The organism is Micromonospora sp. S4605, assembly GCF_003176715.1.
GTDB lineage: Bacteria > Actinomycetota > Actinomycetes > Mycobacteriales > Micromonosporaceae > Micromonospora > Micromonospora echinaurantiaca.
In genome coordinates, this window is the sequence record NZ_QGSW01000114.1 from 16754 (window position 1) to 34411 (window position 17658).

Genomic DNA, 17658 nt, shown 5'->3' on the forward strand with positions numbered 1-17658 from the left:
CCCGTACGCGTCCAGGCAGGTCGGCCACATCACCCCGGAGCCCGATCTACGATCTGGCCTGTGGACTTTCCGGAGCTGGCCGCCCGTACCCGCCGGTTCAGCCACGGTGCGCCGCGTGCCGTCTCGGTGGCCGAGGACGGTTCCCGGGTGGTCTTCCTGCGCTCCGCCGGCCCGGAGGATCCCGCCGACGCGCTCTGGCTGCTGGACGTCGCCAGCGGCGCGGAACGGTTGGTCGCCGACCCGGCCGCGCTGCTCGGCGCGGAGGCCGACAGCGCCGCGCTCGGGCCGGGTGAGCGGGCGCTGCGCGAGCGGCTGCGGCTGAGCGCCGCCGGCATCGGCTCGTACGCCCTCGACGGCGCCGGTCGGGTGGCCGTGTTCGCGCTGGCCGGGCGGCTGTTCCGGGCCGACCTGGTGCACGGCGACGTGGTCGAGGTGGCAGCGGTCGGGCCGGTGCTCGACCCCCGGCCCGACCCGACCGGGGAACGGCTGGCGTACGTGACCGACGCCGCCGAGGGGGTGCGCCGCGGGCAGTTGCGGGTGGTCGAGCCGGACGGCACCGACAACCTGCTGGCCGGCGAGGACTCCGGGGTCACCTGGGGGCTGGCCGAGCACATCGCGGCCGAGGAGTTCGACCGGTTCCGCGGCTACTGGTGGGCGCCGGACGGTCGCTCGGTGCTGGCCGCTCGGGTGGACGAGTCCCGGCTCGACCGGTGGCACCTGCACGACCCGGCCGACCCGGCGAGCCCGCCGACCACCGTCGCGTACCCCCGGGCGGGCGGGCCGAACGCCGAGGTCAGCCTGCATCTGCTCGACCTCGACGGCGGCTGGGTCGACGTGCACTGGGACCGCGAGACCTACCCCTACCTGACCTCGGTGCAGTGGGCCGACGGCGGGCCGCTGATCACCGTGCTGCGCCGCTCCCAGCAGCACGGGCTGGTGCTGGCCGTCGACCCGCGCACCGGCGAGACGCAGGTGCACGCGGAACTGGCCGACCCGCGCTGGGTGGAGCCGATCGCCGGCACCCCGGCGCACCTGCCGGACGGCCGGGTGCTGGTCGGCGGCGAACTGGCCCACGACGGGTACGACGCGCGCTGCCTCTTCGCCGACGGCACCCTGCTCACCCCGCCCTCGCTGTACGTGCGGCGGGTGGTGGGCCGGCTGCCGGGCGGCTCCGGCCCGGCCGACCTGCTGGTCGAGGCGAGCGACGGCGAGCCGAGCGAGCGGCACCTGTTCCGGGTCCGGACGACCATCGGCGGCGGTGTGGACGCCCGCCGGCTCACCACCGACCCGGGCTGGCACACCGGCGCGGTCGGCGGGGACGTGCTGGTGGTGGGGAGCGCCTCACTGGACCATCCGGGCGTCCGGTGGACGGTGTACCAGGGCGACCGGGAGGTGGCGGTGCTCCGCTCGCTGGCCGCCACCCCGCCGTACTCGCCGCTGCCGCTGCTGGAACGGGTGACCGACCGGCGGCTGCCGAGCGCGGTGCTCTACCCGGACAACCACGTCACCGGTCGCCGGCTGCCGGTGCTGCTGGACGTCTACGGCGGGCCGGGGCACCAGGAGGTGGTCGCCGCCCGGGCGGCCTGGCTGGAGCGGCAGTGGTGGGCCGACGCCGGCTTCGCGGTGGTGGTCGTGGACAACCGGGGCACGCCCGGGGTGGCCCCGTCGTTCGAGAAGGCGATCCACCGGCGGGTGGCCGACGTGGTCCTGCTCGACCAGGTGGACGCCCTCACCGCGCTGGCGGAGAAGCATCCCGACCTCGACCTGGGCCGGGTGGCCGTCCGGGGCTGGTCGTTCGGCGGCTGGCTGGCCGGGTTGGCGGTGTTGCGTCATCCGGAGCTGTTCCGGTGCGGCATCGTCGGCGCGCCGGTGACCGACTGGGCCCTCTACGACACCGCGTACACCGAGCGCTACCTGGGCCTGCCCGACGACGGGCTGGACGTCTACGCGCACCACTCGCTGGTGGAGCTGGCCGGCGAGCCGGTGACGGCCCCGGAGCAGGCGCGGCCGCTGCTGCTGGTGCACGGCCTGGCCGACGACAACGTGGTGGCCGCGCACACGCTGCGCCTCTCGGCGGCGCTGCTGGCCACCGGCCGCCCGCACAGCGTGCTGCCGCTGACCGGGGCCACCCACATGGCCGCCGGCGGCACCGCCGAGCGGCTGCTGAAGCTGGAGCTGGACTTCCTCCGTACCCACCTCTGAGCGCGGCGGGCGGTGGGCGGGACCGCGCGGGCGGATGCACGGAGGCCCCGGTCGACGACGCTGTCGACCGGGGCCCGTCCGGTGCGGTTGATGCCTGCGGGTTACTGCTTGACGTGCGCGTTCACGAAGGACGGGTAACCGAAGACGCTGGAGACGAAGACGCCACCGGCCTTGGAGCCGTGCACCAGGTAGGCCACGTCGACGTAGAGCGGCACGACCGGGGCGTGCTCCTTCATGATCCGCTCGTCGAGCTTGGCCCACTCGGGGCCCTGCTCGGACGGCGGCAGGGCCAGGATCCGGTCGAACTCGGCGTTGATCGCCGGGTCGTTGAAGAACGCGCTGTTGCTGTTGCCCTCGGGCTTGATGGTGCGGCCGTCGTAGAGCACCGGCAGGATCGACGCGCCGCTCGGCCAGTCCGCCGCCCAGTTACCGATGTACAGGTCCCACGGGTTGTCCTTCTTCTTGACCTCGTCGAGCTTCGAGTCGTCCGGGATGTTCCGGACGGTGATCTTGAAGCCGGCCCGCTCCAGGTTGCCCTTGAGCTGGGTGCCGATCTGCTGCTCGGTCGTGTTGTCGGCGACGCCGAGGACCAGCTCCGGCGTCTGGCCGCCGAGCAGTTCCTTGGCCTTCTCGACGTTGCCGTTCGCGCCGGCCGGGTACGCGTCGTACGCCTTGAAGCCGATCGTCGACGGCGGCATCAGCGTGGTCAGCGGCGACGCGACGGTCTGCCCGCCGACCGACTTGATCAGGCCCTCCCGGTCGATGGCGTAGTTCAGCGCCTGGCGGATCTTCAGGTCCTTGACCCGCTGGTTGTTGATGACGAGCTGGTTTGCGCTCGGCGTCGGGGAGAGGATGGTCCGCTGCTTGAGCGCCGGGTCGTTGGCGACCTTGGCGACCAGCGACGCGGGCACGAAGTTCCAGGCGATGGCGCTCTGGTCGGCGCCGTTGTCCGCGATCACCCGGTTGTTCGCGGCGTCGGCGGTCGGGCCGAAGCTCCAGACGAACTGGTCCGGGTACTGGTGCCGCACGGGGTCGGTGTTCGGGTCCCAGTGCGGGTTGCGGTCCAGGGTGAGCTGCACCCCGACCTGGTTCTTGGCGACCTTGTAGGGCCCGGACGAGAACGGCGCGTTGTCGAGGTTGACGCCGGTGTCCTTGTCCGCTGGCAGCGGCGCGGTGGTCGGCAGCGAAACCGCGAACGGCAGGTCACAGCGGGGCTTGGCGAACTCGAAGCGCAGGGTCTTCGGGTCCGGGGTGGTCAGGCCCGGGGGCAGCGAGGTCTTGTTGGCCTTGAAGTCCCACTTGGTGTCGAACTGCGGGCTGTCGGCCAGCCACTCCTGGATGTAGGTTGGGCCGCCCGACAGGTCCGGGTCGAAGGAGCGGGCGATGCCGTACGCGATCTCCTTGGAGGTGATCGGCCGGCCGTCCTCGAACTTGACCCCGTCCTTGATCTTGAATTCCCAGACCTTGCAGTCGTTGTTGACGTTGGTACCCGGCGTCTCGGCCAGGTCGCCGACGAGGACCAGGCCGCCCTTGCCGTCGTCCTTCCACGTGGTCAGGTAACGGGAGAACAGCGGCGACGCCATCAGGCCGGCGAACGAGTACGTCCGCTGCGGGTCCAGGTGGGAGATGGGGGTCTCCCGAATGATCGTGAAGGTGCCGCCCTTCTGGGCGCCCGGCACCTCGGCCGCCGGACCCTTGGAGTCCTTCGGGTCCGTCGCGATGACGCCGGTCTGCTGCCGGTTCGTGTCTACCGTGGTGCCCTCGCCCGTGTTCTCCGAGCACGCACCCAATGCCACAACCAGAGCGATCGCGCCGCCTGCGGCGGCCGCCACGCGTGGTCGCATCTCCTACCTCCTCCACCCAGGTGCCGCCGGGCGTGAACGCCGACGTCCCGAGGATCGTAAAGAAGAAAACCTACGAGTTGTGTAACAGTTGTCGATAAATTTCACCGGCGGTTCGCCGGACACCCGGGAGGGCGCGCCGGCCGAGACGGGCGGGTCACCCCAGCCGTACGCGCGGGTCGATGGCCGCGTAGAGCAGGTCGACCAGCACGTTGGCGATCACCACGAAGACCGCCGAGATGAGCACGGTGGCCATGATGGTGGGCAGGTCGCCGGCCCGCACCGCCTCGACCGCGGTCCGCCCCAGGCCCTGGATGCCGAAGGTGGTCTCGGTGATCACCGTGCCACCGAGCGCCGCGCCCACGTCCAGGCCGGCGATGGTGACCACCGGCGTGATCGCGGCGCGCAGCGCGTGCCTCCCGTACACCTTCGGTTTCGCCAGGCCCTTCGCCCGCGCGGTACGGACGAAGTCCTCGGAGAGCGTCTCCAGCATCTGCGCCCGCGACAGCCGGGCGTAGATCGCGGAGAAGAGGAAGGCCAGCGCGACCCAGGCGAGCACCAGGCCGCTGGCCCACTTCAACGGATTGTCGAAGATGGACGTGTAGCTCGGCACGGGCAGCAGGCGCAGGTTGTAGACGAAGACCAGCAGCAGCACCGCGCCGACGAAGTAGAGCTGCAACGAGGCGCCGGTCAGCGAGAAGCCGATCGCGGCCCGGTCCAGCCAGGTGCCCCGGCGCAACGCCGAGACCATGCCGAGGCCGACCCCGAGCAGCAGCCAGAGGATCGCCGCCGGGATCACGATGCTCAGGGTTACCGGCAGCACCCGGGTGATGGTGTCCAGCACCGCCTCGTTGTTGACGTACGACCAACCCAGGCAGGGCGCGTCGCACCGTCCGCCCTGCGCGCTGCCCAGGTCCCGCCCGGTGAAGATGCCCTTCATGTAGCCGGCGTACTGCGTGATCAATGGGTCGCGCAGGCCCAGTTCCTGGCGGACCCGTTCCAGCCGCTCGGGGTTGCAGTTCTTTGGACACATGCCGCTGACCGGGTCGCGGGGCAGCGCGAAGAACATCAGGAAGGTCAGCACGCTCACCGCGAAGAGGGTGAGCACCGCGGAGAAGAGCCGCTTGATCAGGAAGCGCGCCATGGGATAACCCCTACCGGGACGACTTCGGGTCGAGCGCGTCGCGCAGCGCGTCGCCGAAGAGGTTGAACGCGAACACGAGCGCGAAGATCGTGATGCCGGGGAAGAAGACGAAGGCCGGGTCGGTCTGGAGATAGTCCAGGCTCTGGTAGATCATCCGGCCGAAGCTCGGGGTCTCCTCGGTCAGCCCGACGCCGATGAACGACAGCGCGGCCTCGCTGGTGATGAACTGTGGCACGGCCAGGGAGAACGACACCAGGATCGGCGCCCAGATGTTCGGCAGCAGTTGCCGGAAGAGCATGTGCGCCAACCCGGCACCGCTGGCCTTGGCGGCCTCCACGAACTCCCGCTCGCGCAGCGCGATCACCTGGCCACGGACCAGCCGGGCGGTGCCGGTCCAGCCGAAGATGGCGAAGACGGCGATCAGCACCCCGACGCCGAAGGCCGGGGAGACCGCGTCGCGCTCGCCGTAGAAGCGCAGGGTCAGGGTCGGGGTCAGGGCCAGCGCGATGATCAGGAACGGCATGGCCAGGGTCAGGTCGGTGATCCAGTTGATCACCGCGTCGAGCCAGCCGCCGAGGTAGCCGGCGAGAGCGCCGAGCGCGATGCCGATGACGGCCGTGATCACGGCCGCCGCGAAGGCGATCAGCAGCGAGGTACGCAGGCCGTACACCAGCCGGATGAAGATGTCCCGGCCGAGGTTGGGCTCCAGCCCGAAGAAGTGGTCCCCCGACACGCCGCCGGCGTAGCCCAGCGGCATGCCGAAGCCGTCCAGCTTTGCCTGGAACTGGTCGCGCGGGCTGATCCCGTAGAGCGCCTCGATCAGCGGCGCGGCGAGCCCGACCAGCACGAAGAAGACCAGCATCGCCCCGCTGACCATCGCCGTCCGGTCGCGGCGCAGCCGGAGCATCGCGAGTTGGCCGGGCGAGCGGCCGACGAAGCCCTTCTCCTTCGGCACGTCGGCACCGCCACTCGAGTCGATCTCGGCCAGCGCCACGCCCTCCACCGGGGACATGCTCATCTCGACACCTCCTCGACGCCCGCAGCCGTGCCCGCCGGCTCGCCGCCCTGGCCCGCCGGCTCGGCGTCCGGGGCCGCCGACTGCGCGCCCGGGGCGGCCTCGACGGGTCCCCGCTCCGGGAAGTGGCAGGCGGCGGCCTGGTTGCCGCCGTCGCGGGACACCAGCGCCGGCTCCTCGGTGCCGCAGATGTCCTGCGCCTTCCAGCAGCGGGTGCGGAACCGGCAGCCCGACGGCGGGTCGAGCGGGGTGGGCACGTCGCCGGCCAGCCGGATCCGGCCGGCCGGGCCGAGCTTGGTGACGTCCGGGATCGCCGAGAGCAGCGCCCGGGTGTACGGGTGCTGCGGCCGCTCGTAGATGTCGTCCCGGTCGCCGATCTCGACGATCTTGCCGAGGTACATGACGGCGACCCGCTGGCAGAAGTGCCGGACCACGGCCAGGTCGTGCGCGATGAAGACGAATGCCAGGCCCAGGTCGCGTTGCAGGTCGCGGAGCAGATTGACCACCTGCGCCTGGATCGACACGTCCAGGGCGGAGACCGGCTCGTCGGCGACGATCAGCTTCGGCCGCAGCGCCAGGGCTCGCGCGATACCGATGCGCTGGCGCTGGCCGCCGGAGAACTCGTGCGGGTACCGGTTGTAGTGCTCCGGGTTCAGCCCGACCAGCTCCAGCAGCTCCTGCACCCGGGCCTTGATCCCGCCCGGCGGGTTGATGCCGTTGACCTGCAACGGCATCGCCACGATCCGGCCGACGGTGTGCCGGGGGTTCAGCGAGGCGTACGGGTCCTGGAAGATGATCTGCAGGTCCTGCCGCAGCGGGCGCAGCTCACGGCGGCCGGCGTGGGTGATGTCCCGCCCGGCGAACTCGATGCTCCCCGCGGTGGGCTCCAGCAGGCGGACCAGCATCCGACCGGTGGTTGTCTTGCCGCAGCCGGACTCCCCCACCAGGCCGAGCGTCTCGCCCGGGCGCACGTCGAAGTCCAGGCCGTCCACCGCCCGCACCACGCTGCGGTTGCGGAACCCGCTGCGAACCGGGAAGTGCTTGGTCAGCCCGCGCACCCGCAGCAGCGGCTCGTCGGCCGTCGCCGGCTGGGGCGGCGCCGTCTCCGCCCCGGCACTCACCGGAGCCCGCCTTCGTTCGCGACTGCGGTACTCCGCTGCGCTGCGTTCCTCGCGCTCACCGGAGCCCGCCTTCGTTCGCGACTGCGGTACTCCGCTGCGCTGCGTTCCTCGCGCTCACCGGAGCCCGCCTTCGTTCGCGACTGCGGTACTCCGCTGCGCTGCGTTCCTCGCGCTCACCGCGCCACCCCCACCTGTGCGATGTCCTCCTGGTAGAGCCGGGTCCGGTCGGCGGCGGGCAGGTGGCAGGCGACCAGGTGGCCGTCCTCGCCGGCCGGCCCCAGCCGCGGCACCTCGGTGCGGGACCGGTCGCCGTTGCGGTCGGCGTACCGGCAGCGCGGGTGGAAGGCGCAGCCGGACGGCAGGTTGATCAGGCTGGGCGGGTTGCCCCGGATGGGCACCAGCTCCGCGTCCGCGTCGCCGTGCAGCGACGGCACGCTGGAGAGCAGCCCCCAGGTGTACGGGTGCTGCGGCCGGCGCAGCACCTGCTCGACACTGCCGTGCTCGACCGCCCGGCCGCCGTACATCACCAGCACGTCGTCGGCGACCTGGCTGACCACGCCGAGGTCGTGGGTGATCATGATGATCGCGGAGTGGAACTCGGCCTGCAGGTCTGCCAGCAGATCCAGGATCTGCGCCTGCACGGTGACGTCCAGCGCGGTGGTCGGCTCGTCGGCGATCAGCAGCTCCGGGTCGTTGACCAGCGCCATCGCGATCATCGCGCGCTGGCGCATGCCGCCGGAGAACTCGTGCGGGTACTGGTCGAACCGGCGCGCCGGCTGCGGGATGCCGACCCGGCCGAGCATGTCCACCGCCCGCTGCCGGGCCTCCCGCTTGCCGGCCCGCGGGTGGTGCACCCGGTACGCCTCGACGATCTGCTTGCCCACCGTGTAGTACGGGTGCAGTGCGGAGAGCGGGTCCTGGAAGATCATCGCCATGTCCCGGCCGCGCAGCCGGCGTACCTCGCCCTCGGGCAGGCCGACCAGTTGGCGGCCGCCGAGGTGGATCTCCCCGGTGACGGTGGTGCGCTTCGGGTTGTGCAGGCCGAGGATGGCCAGCGAGGTCACGCTCTTGCCCGAGCCGGACTCGCCGACGATGCCGAGCGTCCGGCCGCGCTGCACCGCGAACGACACGCCGTCGACCGCGCGCACCACGCCGTCCTCGGTGTCGAACCGCACCCGCAGGTCGTCCACCCGCAGGTAGGGCGCGTCGGCACCGCGCTGCTCGGGCACGCTGGGGCGGTCGTCCGGTTGCCCGGACGGCGCCGACTCCGGCATGTCCACGACCGCCTCCCTCAGTAGTGAAGAGAACCTACAGCAAATCCCTGAGGGCGAAAATAAGCTACAGAGCCGGAGACTGTCAGCGGGCCTCAGAGTAACGAGTCGGCAACGGCTGTGAACAGTCCTCACCAGCACATCCATGGACTCCGCTGCCCGACACGCCGTCGCTCGAATCCACTCCGGTCGCCCGGATCGCTTTACTGAAGAGGTGCTTCCCGCTGCTGTTCTCAACCGGCACCTGCCGTGGGCTGAGCAGGATTACCTCGCCCTCGGTGAGACGACCTGGCGGATAGAACTGCTCGACGGCGCACTGCTCATCGGACCGCCGCCCTGCTTCCGGCACCAGGTGATAGTGGGGAACCTGCTCAGCACGCTGACCACCGGATGCCGAGCGACCGGGCTAACGCCGCTCCCGGTGATCAATCTCCGGCTCGCCGCAGGGCGGATCCTCAATCCTGATCTGGTCGTCACCACAGACTTCGAAGCGGACGCGCTCTGCCTGCCGGCCGCCGCTGTGCGTCTCGTCGGCGAGGTTTCCGCGCCGCACACCGCCGTCGTCGACCGGGTGCTCAAGATGCACTGCTATGCCGCAGCCGGGATCGAGTGGTACCTGCTGGTCGAGCAGGAGACCCTGACCATGCACCTTTACCAGGGGCAGGGCAGCCAGTACGTCGAGCGGTCGGTTACCGAGCCCGGTGAGACGTTGGAGCTGACCGAGCCGGTCCGGGCCACGATCCGGCCGGAGCAGCTCGTCGCCTGACGGACGTCGGTCCGCTCGCCTAGGGTCGGTCGCATGACCGAGTTCGACGCGGCGACCGCCGCGGTGCAGGCTGCGCTGGACGCGGGAGCCCGGTACGCCGACGCCCGGGTGATGCACCGCCGCTACGAGTCGATGTCGGCCCGCAACGGTGAGATCGAGGAGCTGGCCCAGGACGAGAGCATCGGGCTGGGCGTACGCGCGCTGGTGGGATCGAGTTGGGGCTTCCACGCCGTACCCGACCTCTCCGACGCCGCGGCCCGCGACGCCGGCCGGCGCGCCGCGCGGACGGCCGCCGCGAGCGCCAGCATGCCCGGCCCGGCGGTCGACCTGGTGCCGACCGGGGCGGCCACCGCGAGCTGGGCCTCGCCGTGCACGGTGGACCCGCTCGGCGTCCCGCTGTCCAGCAAGGGTGACCTGCTGGTCGGCGCGACCCGGACGATGGCCGAGCACGGCGCCGACGTGGCCGAGGGGCTCTACCAGGTCTGGGACACCGCCAAGTGGTTCGTCTCCAGTGAGGGGCACCGGATCGACCAGCGGATCCGGGAGTGCGGCGGTGGCATCTCCGCCACCTCGATCGGCGACGGCGAGACCCAGCGCCGCTCCTATCCCAGCTACCGCGGGCAGTACGGCACCAGCGGCTGGGAGCTGGTCGACTCACTCGACCTGGCCGCGCACGCGGCGCGGATCGCCGAGGAGTCCCGGGCGCTGCTCACCGCGCCGCTCTGCCCGGCCGGCGAGACCGACCTGATCCTCGGCGGTGAGCAACTCGCGCTACAGATCCACGAGTCGGTCGGGCACGCCATCGAGCTGGACCGGATCCTCGGCTGGGAGGCCGCCTTCGCCGGCACCTCCTGGCTCGACCTGGCCCAGCTCGGCTCGCTGCGCTACGGCTCGGAGCTGATGAACGTCACCATCGACCCGACCATCCCCGGGGCGCTCGGCAGCTTCGGCTACGACGACGAGGGCTCCCCGGCGGTGCGCCGGGACGCGGTGCGCGAGGGGCGCTGGGTGGGCGTGCTCGCCGGCCGGGACTCGGCCGCCGTCGCCGGCCTGGACTACGGCGGCAGCGTACGGGCCGACGGCTGGGCCCGGCTGCCGATGGTGCGGATGACCAACGTGGGCCTGGAGCCCGGTCCGCACACCCTGGAGGAGATCATCGCCGTCACCGACGACGGGGTGCTGATGGACATCAACCGCTCCTGGTCCATCGACGACAAACGGCTCAACTTCCAGTTCGGCTGCGAGATCGGCTGGGAGGTCAGGAAGGGCCGGCGTGGGCGGATGCTGCGCAATCCCACTTACACCGGCATCGGCCCGCTGTTCTGGCGGTCGATGGACATGCTCTCCGCCGAGACCGTCGCCTGGGGCACGCCGAACTGCGGCAAGGGCCAGCCCGGCCAGATCGGGCACACCGGCCATCCGGCAGCGCCGGCCCGCTTCCGCAACGTCCGGGTGGGGGTACGGGCATGACCGAGCTGGACCTCGCCGGGCAGGTGGTGGAGCTGGTCCGCCGGCTCGCCGGGCCGGACGCGCAGGCCGAGGCGGTGGTGACCCGCAACGACCTGGCGCTGACCCGGTTCGCCAACTCGTTCATCCACCAGAACGTCGCCGAGTCCACCGTCGGCGTCCGGCTGCGTCTGCACGTCGACGGGCGGACCGCGGCCGGCAGCGGCAGCCTGGTCAGCGCCGACGGGCTGCGCGCGCTGGTCGAGCGCACCCTGGCCGCCGCCCGGCTCTGCCCGCCCGACCCGAGCTGGCCAGGGCTGACCCCGCCGTCGCCGGTGGCGGCCGGCGTCGCCGTCGACGAGGCCACCGCGTACGCCGAGCCGGACGAGCGGGCGGCCCGGGTACGCGCGTTCGTGGACGCGGTGGGCGGCCTGGAAGCGGCCGGGTACTGCCGCACGTCCCACCGGTCCGGGGCGTTCGCCAACTCCGCCGGCCAGTACGCCCAGGGGCGGGCGGCGGAGGCGGCGATGGACGGGATCGCCCGCACCGGCGGCTCGGACGCGGTGGCGCGCCGCTGCGCGGACCGCCTCGCCGACCTCGACGGCGCCGCCCTCGGTGCCCGGGCGGCGGCCAAGGCGCGCGCCGCGGCCGAGCCGGTGGAGCTGCCGCCGGGCCGCTACGAGGTGGTGTTCGAACCGGCCGCCGTGGCCGACCTGCTGCAGAACCTCTCCTGGTTCGGCTTCAACGGCAAGCGGTACGCCGAGCGGCAGTCCTTCGCGGAGCCGGGCCAGGCGCAGTTCGACCGGTCGGTGACCCTGGTGGACGATCCGCTGCACGGCTCCGGCCTGCCGTACGACCTGGAGGGCACGGCACGGCGGGAGCTGACCCTGGTGGACGCCGGGGTCACCCGCGCGGTGGCGCACGACCGGCGCAGCGGTGCCGGTATCGGCGCCAGCTCCACCGGTCACGCCGCGCCCGGCGGGGCCACCTTCGGCCCGATCCCGCACAACATCCGGTTGCTCGCCCCGTCCGTCGCCGGCGGCGCCCCGGACGGCGCGGCGGTGGCCGGCGGCGGCGCGCCGCCCGCGACCGGCGTGGCCGGGGCGGTGGCCGACGCCGACACGGCGGCGCTGGTCGCCGGGGTGCGGCGCGGGCTGCTGGTCAGCGACCTCTGGTACACCCGGGTGCTGGATCCGAAGAGCCTGGTGGTCACCGGGCTGACCCGCAACGGGGTCTGGCTGGTCGAGGACGGCATGGTCACCCGCGCGGTACGCGACCTGCGCTTCACCGAGTCGTACCCGCGGGCGCTCGGCCCGGGCGCGGTGCTCGGCCTGGGCCGCCGGGCGGTGCGCCAGCCGGACCGGGTCGACGGGGTCTGGTGGGAGGCCCCGCCGCTGCGGCTGGCCGCGTGGAACTTCACCGGCGGCGCGTCCGGGTGAGCCGGCCCCGGCGGGCCGACGGCCCCGACAGTGAAGTTCTTAACATCGCGACATCGATCTTCATTCGGGGCTTTCCACCAGCCAGAACACACGGGACACTGCCTTGCGCGGACGGCCCGCGGAGATCGGCGTAACGTGTGTCACTTAGCTGCGCCGGTTCGCCCGGCGTGGTCGTTGGTGTGCGCATGACGTGGCAAGCGGGTGCGGGTTCGCGGTCCGCGTGCCGACCGGAGGAAGATCCGCCCGCCTGTCGCGGGCCGGCGCCAGGGAGACGACTCGAATGACATCAACGGCAACGAAGCCGCGGGGAGCGCGGAGCCGCGCCGCCATCGCGGCGAAGACGTTGCGCACCGACCGCTGGTGGTTCGCCCCACTGATCACCGTCGTCGGCCTCAGCGCCTGGGTCGCGTACGCGACGATCCGGGTCTTTCAGCACGACAACTACTGGGTCGAGGACTACCACTACCTGACCCCGTTCTACTCCCCCTGCGTGACGGACCGGTGCCTGCCCGACGCCGCGCACTTCGGACGGTTCCTCCCCGACTGGTGGATCATCCCGGACGCCGCGCTGACCCTGCCGTTCCTGCTGCTGTTCCGGCTCACCTGCTACTACTACCGCAAGGCGTACTACCGGTCGTTCTGGCTCTCGCCGCCGGCCTGCGCGGTGCCGGACGGGCACAAGTCCTACAGCGGCGAGACCCGGTTCCCGCTGCTCGGGCAGAACCTGCACCGCTACTTCTTCTACGCCGCCGCGATCATCTCGCTGATCAACACCTGGGACGCGATCCTGGCCTTCCACTCGCCGAAGGGCTTCGGGTTCGGCCTGGGCAACCTCATCCTGCTCGGCAACGTGGTGATGCTCTGGGCGTACACCATCTCCTGCCACTCCTGCCGGCACATCATCGGCGGGCGGCTCAAGCACTTCTCCAAGCACCCGCTGCGCTACCGCGCCTGGACCGGTATCTCCTGGCTGAACGTCCGGCACATGCAGCTCGCCTGGATCACGCTCGGCACCCTGGCGCTGACCGACTTCTACGTCATGGCGGTCGCGGCCGGCTGGTTCAACGACCTGCGGTTCATCAACTAAAGGGCCCCTGGACATGACTACGACCACTCGCATCGAACGACACCACTACGACGTCGTCGTGATCGGGGCCGGCGGCGCCGGCCTGCGCGCGGCGATCGAGGCGCGGCTCGCCGGCAAGAAGACGGCGATCATCTCCAAGTCGCTGTTCGGCAAGGCGCACACGGTGATGGCCGAGGGCGGCGCCGCCGCCGCGATGGGGAACGTGAACAGCCGGGACAACTGGCAGGTGCACTTCCGGGACACCATGCGCGGCGGCAAGTTCCTGAACAACTTCCGGATGGCCGAGCTGCACGCGAAGGAGTCGCCGCAGCGGATCTGGGAGCTGGAGACGTACGGTGCGCTCTTCGACCGCACCAAGGACGGGAAGATCTCGCAGCGCAACTTCGGCGGCCACGAGTACCCGCGGCTGGCGCACGTCGGCGACCGGACCGGCCTGGAGCTGATCCGCACCCTCCAGCAGAAGATCGTCTCGCTGCAGCAGGAGGACAAGCGCGAGCACGGCTCGTACGACGCGCGGATCCGGGTCTTCGCCGAGACCACCATCACCGAGTTGCTGCTCGACGGCGACCGGGTCGCCGGCGCGTTCGGCTACTACCGGGAGTCCGGCGAGTTCGTCCTCTTCGAGGCGCCGGCGGTGGTGCTGGCCACCGGCGGCGTCGGCCGTTCCTACAAGGTCACCTCGAACTCCTGGGAGTACACCGGGGACGGGCACGCCCTGGCGCTGCGCGCCGGCGCGACGCTGATCAACATGGAGTTCCTCCAGTTCCACCCGACCGGCATGGTCTGGCCGCCCTCGGTGAAGGGCATCCTGGTCACCGAGTCGGTCCGCGGTGACGGCGGCGTGCTGAAGAACTCCGACGGCAAGCGGTTCATGTTCGACTACGTCCCCGACGTCTTCCGCAAGCAGTACGCGGAGACCGAGGAGGAGGCCGACCGCTGGTACACCGATCCGGACAACAACCGGCGCCCGCCGGAGCTGCTGCCCCGCGACGAGGTGGCCCGGGCGATCAACAGCGAGGTCAAGGCCGGTCGCGGCACCCCTGCCGGCGGTGTCTTCCTGGACATCGCCAGCCGGCTGCCGGCCGAGGAGATCCGCCGCCGGCTGCCGTCGATGTACCACCAGTTCAAGGAGCTGGCCGACGTCGACATCACCAAGGAGCCGATGGAGGTCGGCCCGACCTGCCACTACGTTATGGGTGGCGTCGAGGTGGACCCGGACTCCGGTGCCGCGTTCGGTCACGTCCGCGGCCTCTTCGCCGCCGGTGAGGTCTCCGGCGGCATGCACGGCTCCAACCGGCTCGGCGGCAACTCCCTGTCCGACCTGCTGGTCTTCGGCAAGCGCGCGGGCGGCCACGCCGCCTCGTACGCCGACGGGCTGACCGCCCGGCCGAAGGTGTCCGTCGGCGCGGTGGAGGCCGCCGTGGAGACGGCGCTGGCCCCGCTGCAGCGGGACACCGGCGAGAGCCCGTACACCCTCCAGCAGGATCTCCAGGCGGTGATGGGGGATCTGGTCGGCATCATCCGGCGGGAGGGCGAGCTGGTCGACGCGCTGGGCCGGCTGGCCGAGCTGCGCGAGCGGGTGGCCAAGGTCAGCGCGTCCGGCGGTCGCCGCTACAACCCGGGCTGGCACCTCGCGCTGGACCTGCGGAACATGCTGCTGGTGTCGGAGTGCACCGCGAAGGCGGCGCTGGAGCGGCGGGAGTCGCGCGGCGGGCACACCCGGGAGGACCACCCGGCGATGGACCCGTCGTGGCGCCGGGTCAACCTGGTCTGCTCGCTCGACGGCGACGTCGTACGCCTGGAGCGCAAGCCGCTGCCGAAGATCCGCGCGGAGCTGATCCGCCTCTTCGACCGGGCGGAGCTGGCCAAGTACCTCACCGACGAGGAGCTCGCCGAGTTCGACGCCCTCGTCACCGACGCCGAGGCCGAGGAGGCGGGCAAGTAATGGCGGAGCAGAAGTCCACCGGGGCCGGCAAGTCCGGCACGAAGCGCCAGTTCCGCATCTGGCGGGGGGACGACAGCGGTGGCGACCTCCAGGACTACATGGTCGAGGTCAACGAGGGCGAGGTCGTCCTCGACGTGATCCACCGGCTCCAGGCCACCGACGCCCCCGACCTGGCCTGCCGGTGGAACTGCAAGGCGGGCAAGTGCGGCTCCTGCTCGATGGAGATCAACGGCAAGCCGCGGTTGAGCTGCATGACCCGGATGTCGACCTTCGAGCCGGACGAGACGGTAACGGTCACCCCGCTGCGCACCTTCCCGGTCATCCGGGACCTGGTCACCGACGTCTCGTTCAACTACGAGAAGGCCCGGGAGACGCCGGCGTTCGCGCCGCCGGCCGACCTGGCGCCGGGCGACTACCGGATGCAGCAGGTCGACGTCGAGCGCTCGCAGGAGTTCCGCAAGTGCATCGAGTGCTTCCTGTGCCAGAACGTCTGCCACGTGATCCGCGACCACGAGGAGAACAAGCCGGCCTTCTCCGGGCCGCGGTTCTTCATCCGGGCCGCCGAGCTGGACATGCACCCGCTCGACGCGAAGACCGACCGCAAGGAGTACGCGCAGCAGGAGCAGGGGCTCGGCTACTGCAACATCACCAAGTGCTGCACCGAGGTCTGCCCCGAGCACATCAAGATCACCGACAACGGGATCATCCCCATGAAAGAGCGGGTCGTGGACCGCAGGTACGATCCCCTTGTGTGGCTTGGTAGCAAGATCTTCCGTCGGGGTGAGACGCCCCAGACCAGCGTGACCACCCCCCGTCCGGGCTCGGCGGCGACCGCCGGCGGCCCCGCCGGGGTGCACTCGCACGCGGGCGGTTCGCACGACCCGCGCGCCGAGCTGCAGGCGCAGCGCGGGGTCAACTGGCACCGCGAGGTGCCGCACCCGACCGCTCCGGCGGTTGACGACCGCGGCAAGCTGCCGCTGACCGAGCTCACCTTCGACCGGGCGGCGGCACCCTCGCCGTTCGGCGACGACGTGACGTTCCCGCTGCCGCCGGAGCACCTGAACTTCGCCCACCCGGAGCAGGACAAGCACTGAGGACCACAGTGACGACGGGGGCCGCGGCTGTTGCCGCCGGCCCCCGTCCCGTTTTCGCCCGCCTGTCCGATTCGACGTCGGGGCGCGGGTCCGCGCGCCGTCCGACCGCCGGCGGCACGATCGGCGGTCACGGCGGTCAGTCGTGCGTGAGCATCGGGCGCAGCGCGGCGACGATCGGCGCGTCGGCCGGCAGCCAGGTGACGTCGTCCAGTTCGGCGGCGGTGAGCCAGCGCAGCGCCGAGTGCTCCAGCGCCTGGGGCCGGTCGCCGTGCAGCAGGCGCGCCGCGTACACCTTGAGCACCGACCGGCCATGGGCCATCCGGACGTTGCGGCCGACCCGCTCACCGATCTCCACGCGTACGGCGAGTTCCTCGGCGCACTCGCGGACCAGCGCGGCCGTCTCGCTCTCCCCCGGCTCGACCTTGCCGCCGGGGAACTCGAACATCCCGGCGACCTCCGGCGGGGCCGACCGGGCGCAGGCCAGCACCCGCCCGTCCTCGATGATCGCCGCCCCGACGATCACCCTCAGGTCCCGTCGCTCGATCTGCCCGCCGTGGTTAGCCCGTTCGGTCCGCACGGGCGTCCAGCGTGCCAGATCAATCGGCGGTTTGGGTAGCTTGGCCGACCGTCAGGCCAGGAAGACACGGAAGTGTGGGCGTGGACACACCATCCGTGCGACGACAGACTAGAGGGCACCGACAAGACACGGGATGGCGACGATTTGGCCACAAGCCGGCAACGGCGCCTGGGAGGTGCGGTGATGCGCGCGCTGTTCAGCGGTCGTGCGAAGCATGACTACCTCAGCGACGCCCTCGCTCTGCTGAACGGATGGGTCCGCGAGGGCGAGCAGATCCGGCGGACTCTCGTGATCGACGACGCGCAGCACGCGGCCCTGACCGAGCGGGTCAAGGTGGTCGCCGACGCCCTGCACCTGCGCCCGGAGATCAGCCGCCGGGCCGACCACACCCAGATCCGCGTCGGGCACGGCAACGTGCCGCTGACCGAGGGCGAGGTCCTGCTGGCCGCCCGGATCGAGGACGCGTACCGCGCGGTCACCGAGCCCTGACGCACGCTGCCCGGTTCCACCGCCGCCCCGCCGAGGTGCACCGGACGCACACCCGGACCATCACCGACATCGAGCAGTGGTTGAGTGCCGCCTGAGAAAGTGTTGTGATACCTCGGCGTGATCTTCGTTGGCCGTGTCGGTGAAGATCGTGTCTGTGTCGTTGTGTCTGTAAACCGGCGTACGAGTCCTCTCTGACCGATCCGCAATGGGCGGTGATCAAG

At 71.5% G+C, this 17658-nt stretch carries 14 protein-coding genes; 8 read left to right on the top strand and 6 right to left on the bottom strand.

Annotation, left to right across the window (positions count from 1 at the left end):
- Window positions 1-60 precede the first annotated feature (60 nt).
- Window positions 61-2202 carry a S9 family peptidase gene (locus DLJ47_RS07115; protein ID WP_109899261.1) on the top strand — a complete coding sequence of 714 codons (2142 nt, stop codon included), beginning with the start codon at window positions 61-63 and terminating at the stop codon, window positions 2200-2202.
- A 101-nt stretch (window positions 2203-2303) separates the two neighbouring features.
- On the opposite strand, the gene DLJ47_RS07120 is transcribed toward DLJ47_RS07115, so the two are convergent.
- The 5 genes from DLJ47_RS07120 to DLJ47_RS07140 form a co-directional block, all read right to left on the bottom strand.
- Window positions 2304-4046 (bottom strand): ABC transporter substrate-binding protein, encoded by a 1743-nt coding sequence (locus DLJ47_RS07120; RefSeq protein ID WP_109899262.1) that lies wholly within the window; start codon window positions 4044-4046, stop codon window positions 2304-2306.
- Between the two features lie 154 nt (window positions 4047-4200).
- Window positions 4201-5187: an ABC transporter permease gene (locus DLJ47_RS07125; protein ID WP_109899263.1), complete on the bottom strand. Its 987-nt coding sequence runs from the start codon at window positions 5185-5187 to the stop codon at window positions 4201-4203.
- 10 nt (window positions 5188-5197) lie between these two features.
- Window positions 5198-6205 carry an ABC transporter permease gene (locus DLJ47_RS07130; RefSeq protein WP_109899264.1) on the bottom strand — a complete coding sequence of 336 codons (1008 nt, stop codon included), beginning with the start codon at window positions 6203-6205 and terminating at the stop codon, window positions 5198-5200.
- A complete protein-coding gene (locus DLJ47_RS07135) occupies window positions 6202-7323 on the bottom strand; it encodes an ABC transporter ATP-binding protein (RefSeq protein WP_109899265.1) in 1122 nt (373 codons plus the stop codon). Before DLJ47_RS07135 ends, DLJ47_RS07130 begins: the two co-directional genes overlap by 4 nt.
- Window positions 7324-7496: 173 nt before the next feature.
- Window positions 7497-8597, bottom strand: a complete 1101-nt coding sequence (locus DLJ47_RS07140; RefSeq protein WP_109899276.1) for an ABC transporter ATP-binding protein — start codon at window positions 8595-8597, stop codon at window positions 7497-7499.
- A gap of 142 nt (window positions 8598-8739) precedes the next feature.
- Here DLJ47_RS07140 and DLJ47_RS07145 point away from each other — a divergent pair, with 142 nt between their 5' ends.
- From DLJ47_RS07145 to DLJ47_RS07170, 6 genes are all read left to right on the top strand, one after another.
- Window positions 8740-9360, top strand: a complete 621-nt coding sequence (locus DLJ47_RS07145) for a Uma2 family endonuclease (RefSeq protein ID WP_109899266.1) — start codon at window positions 8740-8742, stop codon at window positions 9358-9360.
- A 33-nt stretch (window positions 9361-9393) separates the two neighbouring features.
- Complete coding sequence (locus DLJ47_RS07150; protein WP_109899267.1) at window positions 9394-10830, top strand: TldD/PmbA family protein; 1437 nt, start codon at window positions 9394-9396, stop codon at window positions 10828-10830.
- Window positions 10827-12245, top strand: coding sequence for a TldD/PmbA family protein (locus DLJ47_RS07155; protein WP_109899268.1), 1419 nt, complete (start codon window positions 10827-10829; stop codon window positions 12243-12245). Before DLJ47_RS07150 ends, DLJ47_RS07155 begins: the two co-directional genes overlap by 4 nt.
- A 280-nt stretch (window positions 12246-12525) precedes the next feature.
- Entirely contained in the window at window positions 12526-13332 is an 807-nt protein-coding gene (locus DLJ47_RS07160) for a hypothetical protein (protein ID WP_109899269.1), read from the top strand.
- Between the two features lie 13 nt (window positions 13333-13345).
- Complete coding sequence (locus tag DLJ47_RS07165; RefSeq protein ID WP_109899270.1) at window positions 13346-15277, top strand: fumarate reductase/succinate dehydrogenase flavoprotein subunit; 1932 nt, start codon at window positions 13346-13348, stop codon at window positions 15275-15277.
- On the top strand, window positions 15277-16371 hold the full coding sequence (locus DLJ47_RS07170) for a succinate dehydrogenase/fumarate reductase iron-sulfur subunit (RefSeq protein WP_109899271.1): 1095 nt from the start codon (window positions 15277-15279) through the stop codon (window positions 16369-16371). The genes DLJ47_RS07165 and DLJ47_RS07170 overlap by 1 nt, the downstream gene beginning before the upstream one ends.
- A gap of 136 nt (window positions 16372-16507) precedes the next feature.
- Here DLJ47_RS07170 and DLJ47_RS07175 read toward each other — a convergent pair whose 3' ends face one another.
- Window positions 16508-16948: a (deoxy)nucleoside triphosphate pyrophosphohydrolase gene (locus DLJ47_RS07175; protein ID WP_109899272.1), complete on the bottom strand. Its 441-nt coding sequence runs from the start codon at window positions 16946-16948 to the stop codon at window positions 16508-16510.
- A gap of 183 nt (window positions 16949-17131) precedes the next feature.
- Here DLJ47_RS07175 and DLJ47_RS07180 point away from each other — a divergent pair, with 183 nt between their 5' ends.
- Window positions 17132-17437: a 4a-hydroxytetrahydrobiopterin dehydratase gene (locus DLJ47_RS07180; protein WP_109899273.1), complete on the top strand. Its 306-nt coding sequence runs from the start codon at window positions 17132-17134 to the stop codon at window positions 17435-17437.
- Window positions 17438-17658: the final 221 nt, after the last annotated feature.

What these genes read in the sequence shown, in the direction of transcription:
- DLJ47_RS07120 (WP_109899262.1), bottom strand. Translation starts at nt 4,046, where the DNA reads ATGCGACCACGCGTGGCGGCCGCCGCAGGCGGCGCGATCGCTCTGGTT.
- DLJ47_RS07125 (WP_109899263.1), bottom strand. Translation starts at nt 5,187, where the DNA reads ATGGCGCGCTTCCTGATCAAGCGGCTCTTCTCCGCGGTGCTCACCCTC.
- DLJ47_RS07130 (WP_109899264.1), bottom strand. Translation starts at nt 6,205, where the DNA reads ATGAGCATGTCCCCGGTGGAGGGCGTGGCGCTGGCCGAGATCGACTCG.
- DLJ47_RS07140 (WP_109899276.1), bottom strand. Translation starts at nt 8,597, where the DNA reads ATGCCGGAGTCGGCGCCGTCCGGGCAACCGGACGACCGCCCCAGCGTG.
- DLJ47_RS07145 (WP_109899266.1), top strand. Translation starts at nt 8,740, where the DNA reads ATGGACTCCGCTGCCCGACACGCCGTCGCTCGAATCCACTCCGGTCGC.
- DLJ47_RS07150 (WP_109899267.1), top strand. Translation starts at nt 9,394, where the DNA reads ATGACCGAGTTCGACGCGGCGACCGCCGCGGTGCAGGCTGCGCTGGAC.
- DLJ47_RS07155 (WP_109899268.1), top strand. Translation starts at nt 10,827, where the DNA reads ATGACCGAGCTGGACCTCGCCGGGCAGGTGGTGGAGCTGGTCCGCCGG.
- DLJ47_RS07160 (WP_109899269.1), top strand. Translation starts at nt 12,526, where the DNA reads ATGACATCAACGGCAACGAAGCCGCGGGGAGCGCGGAGCCGCGCCGCC.
- DLJ47_RS07165 (WP_109899270.1), top strand. Translation starts at nt 13,346, where the DNA reads ATGACTACGACCACTCGCATCGAACGACACCACTACGACGTCGTCGTG.
- DLJ47_RS07170 (WP_109899271.1), top strand. Translation starts at nt 15,277, where the DNA reads ATGGCGGAGCAGAAGTCCACCGGGGCCGGCAAGTCCGGCACGAAGCGC.
- DLJ47_RS07180 (WP_109899273.1), top strand. Translation starts at nt 17,132, where the DNA reads ATGCGCGCGCTGTTCAGCGGTCGTGCGAAGCATGACTACCTCAGCGAC.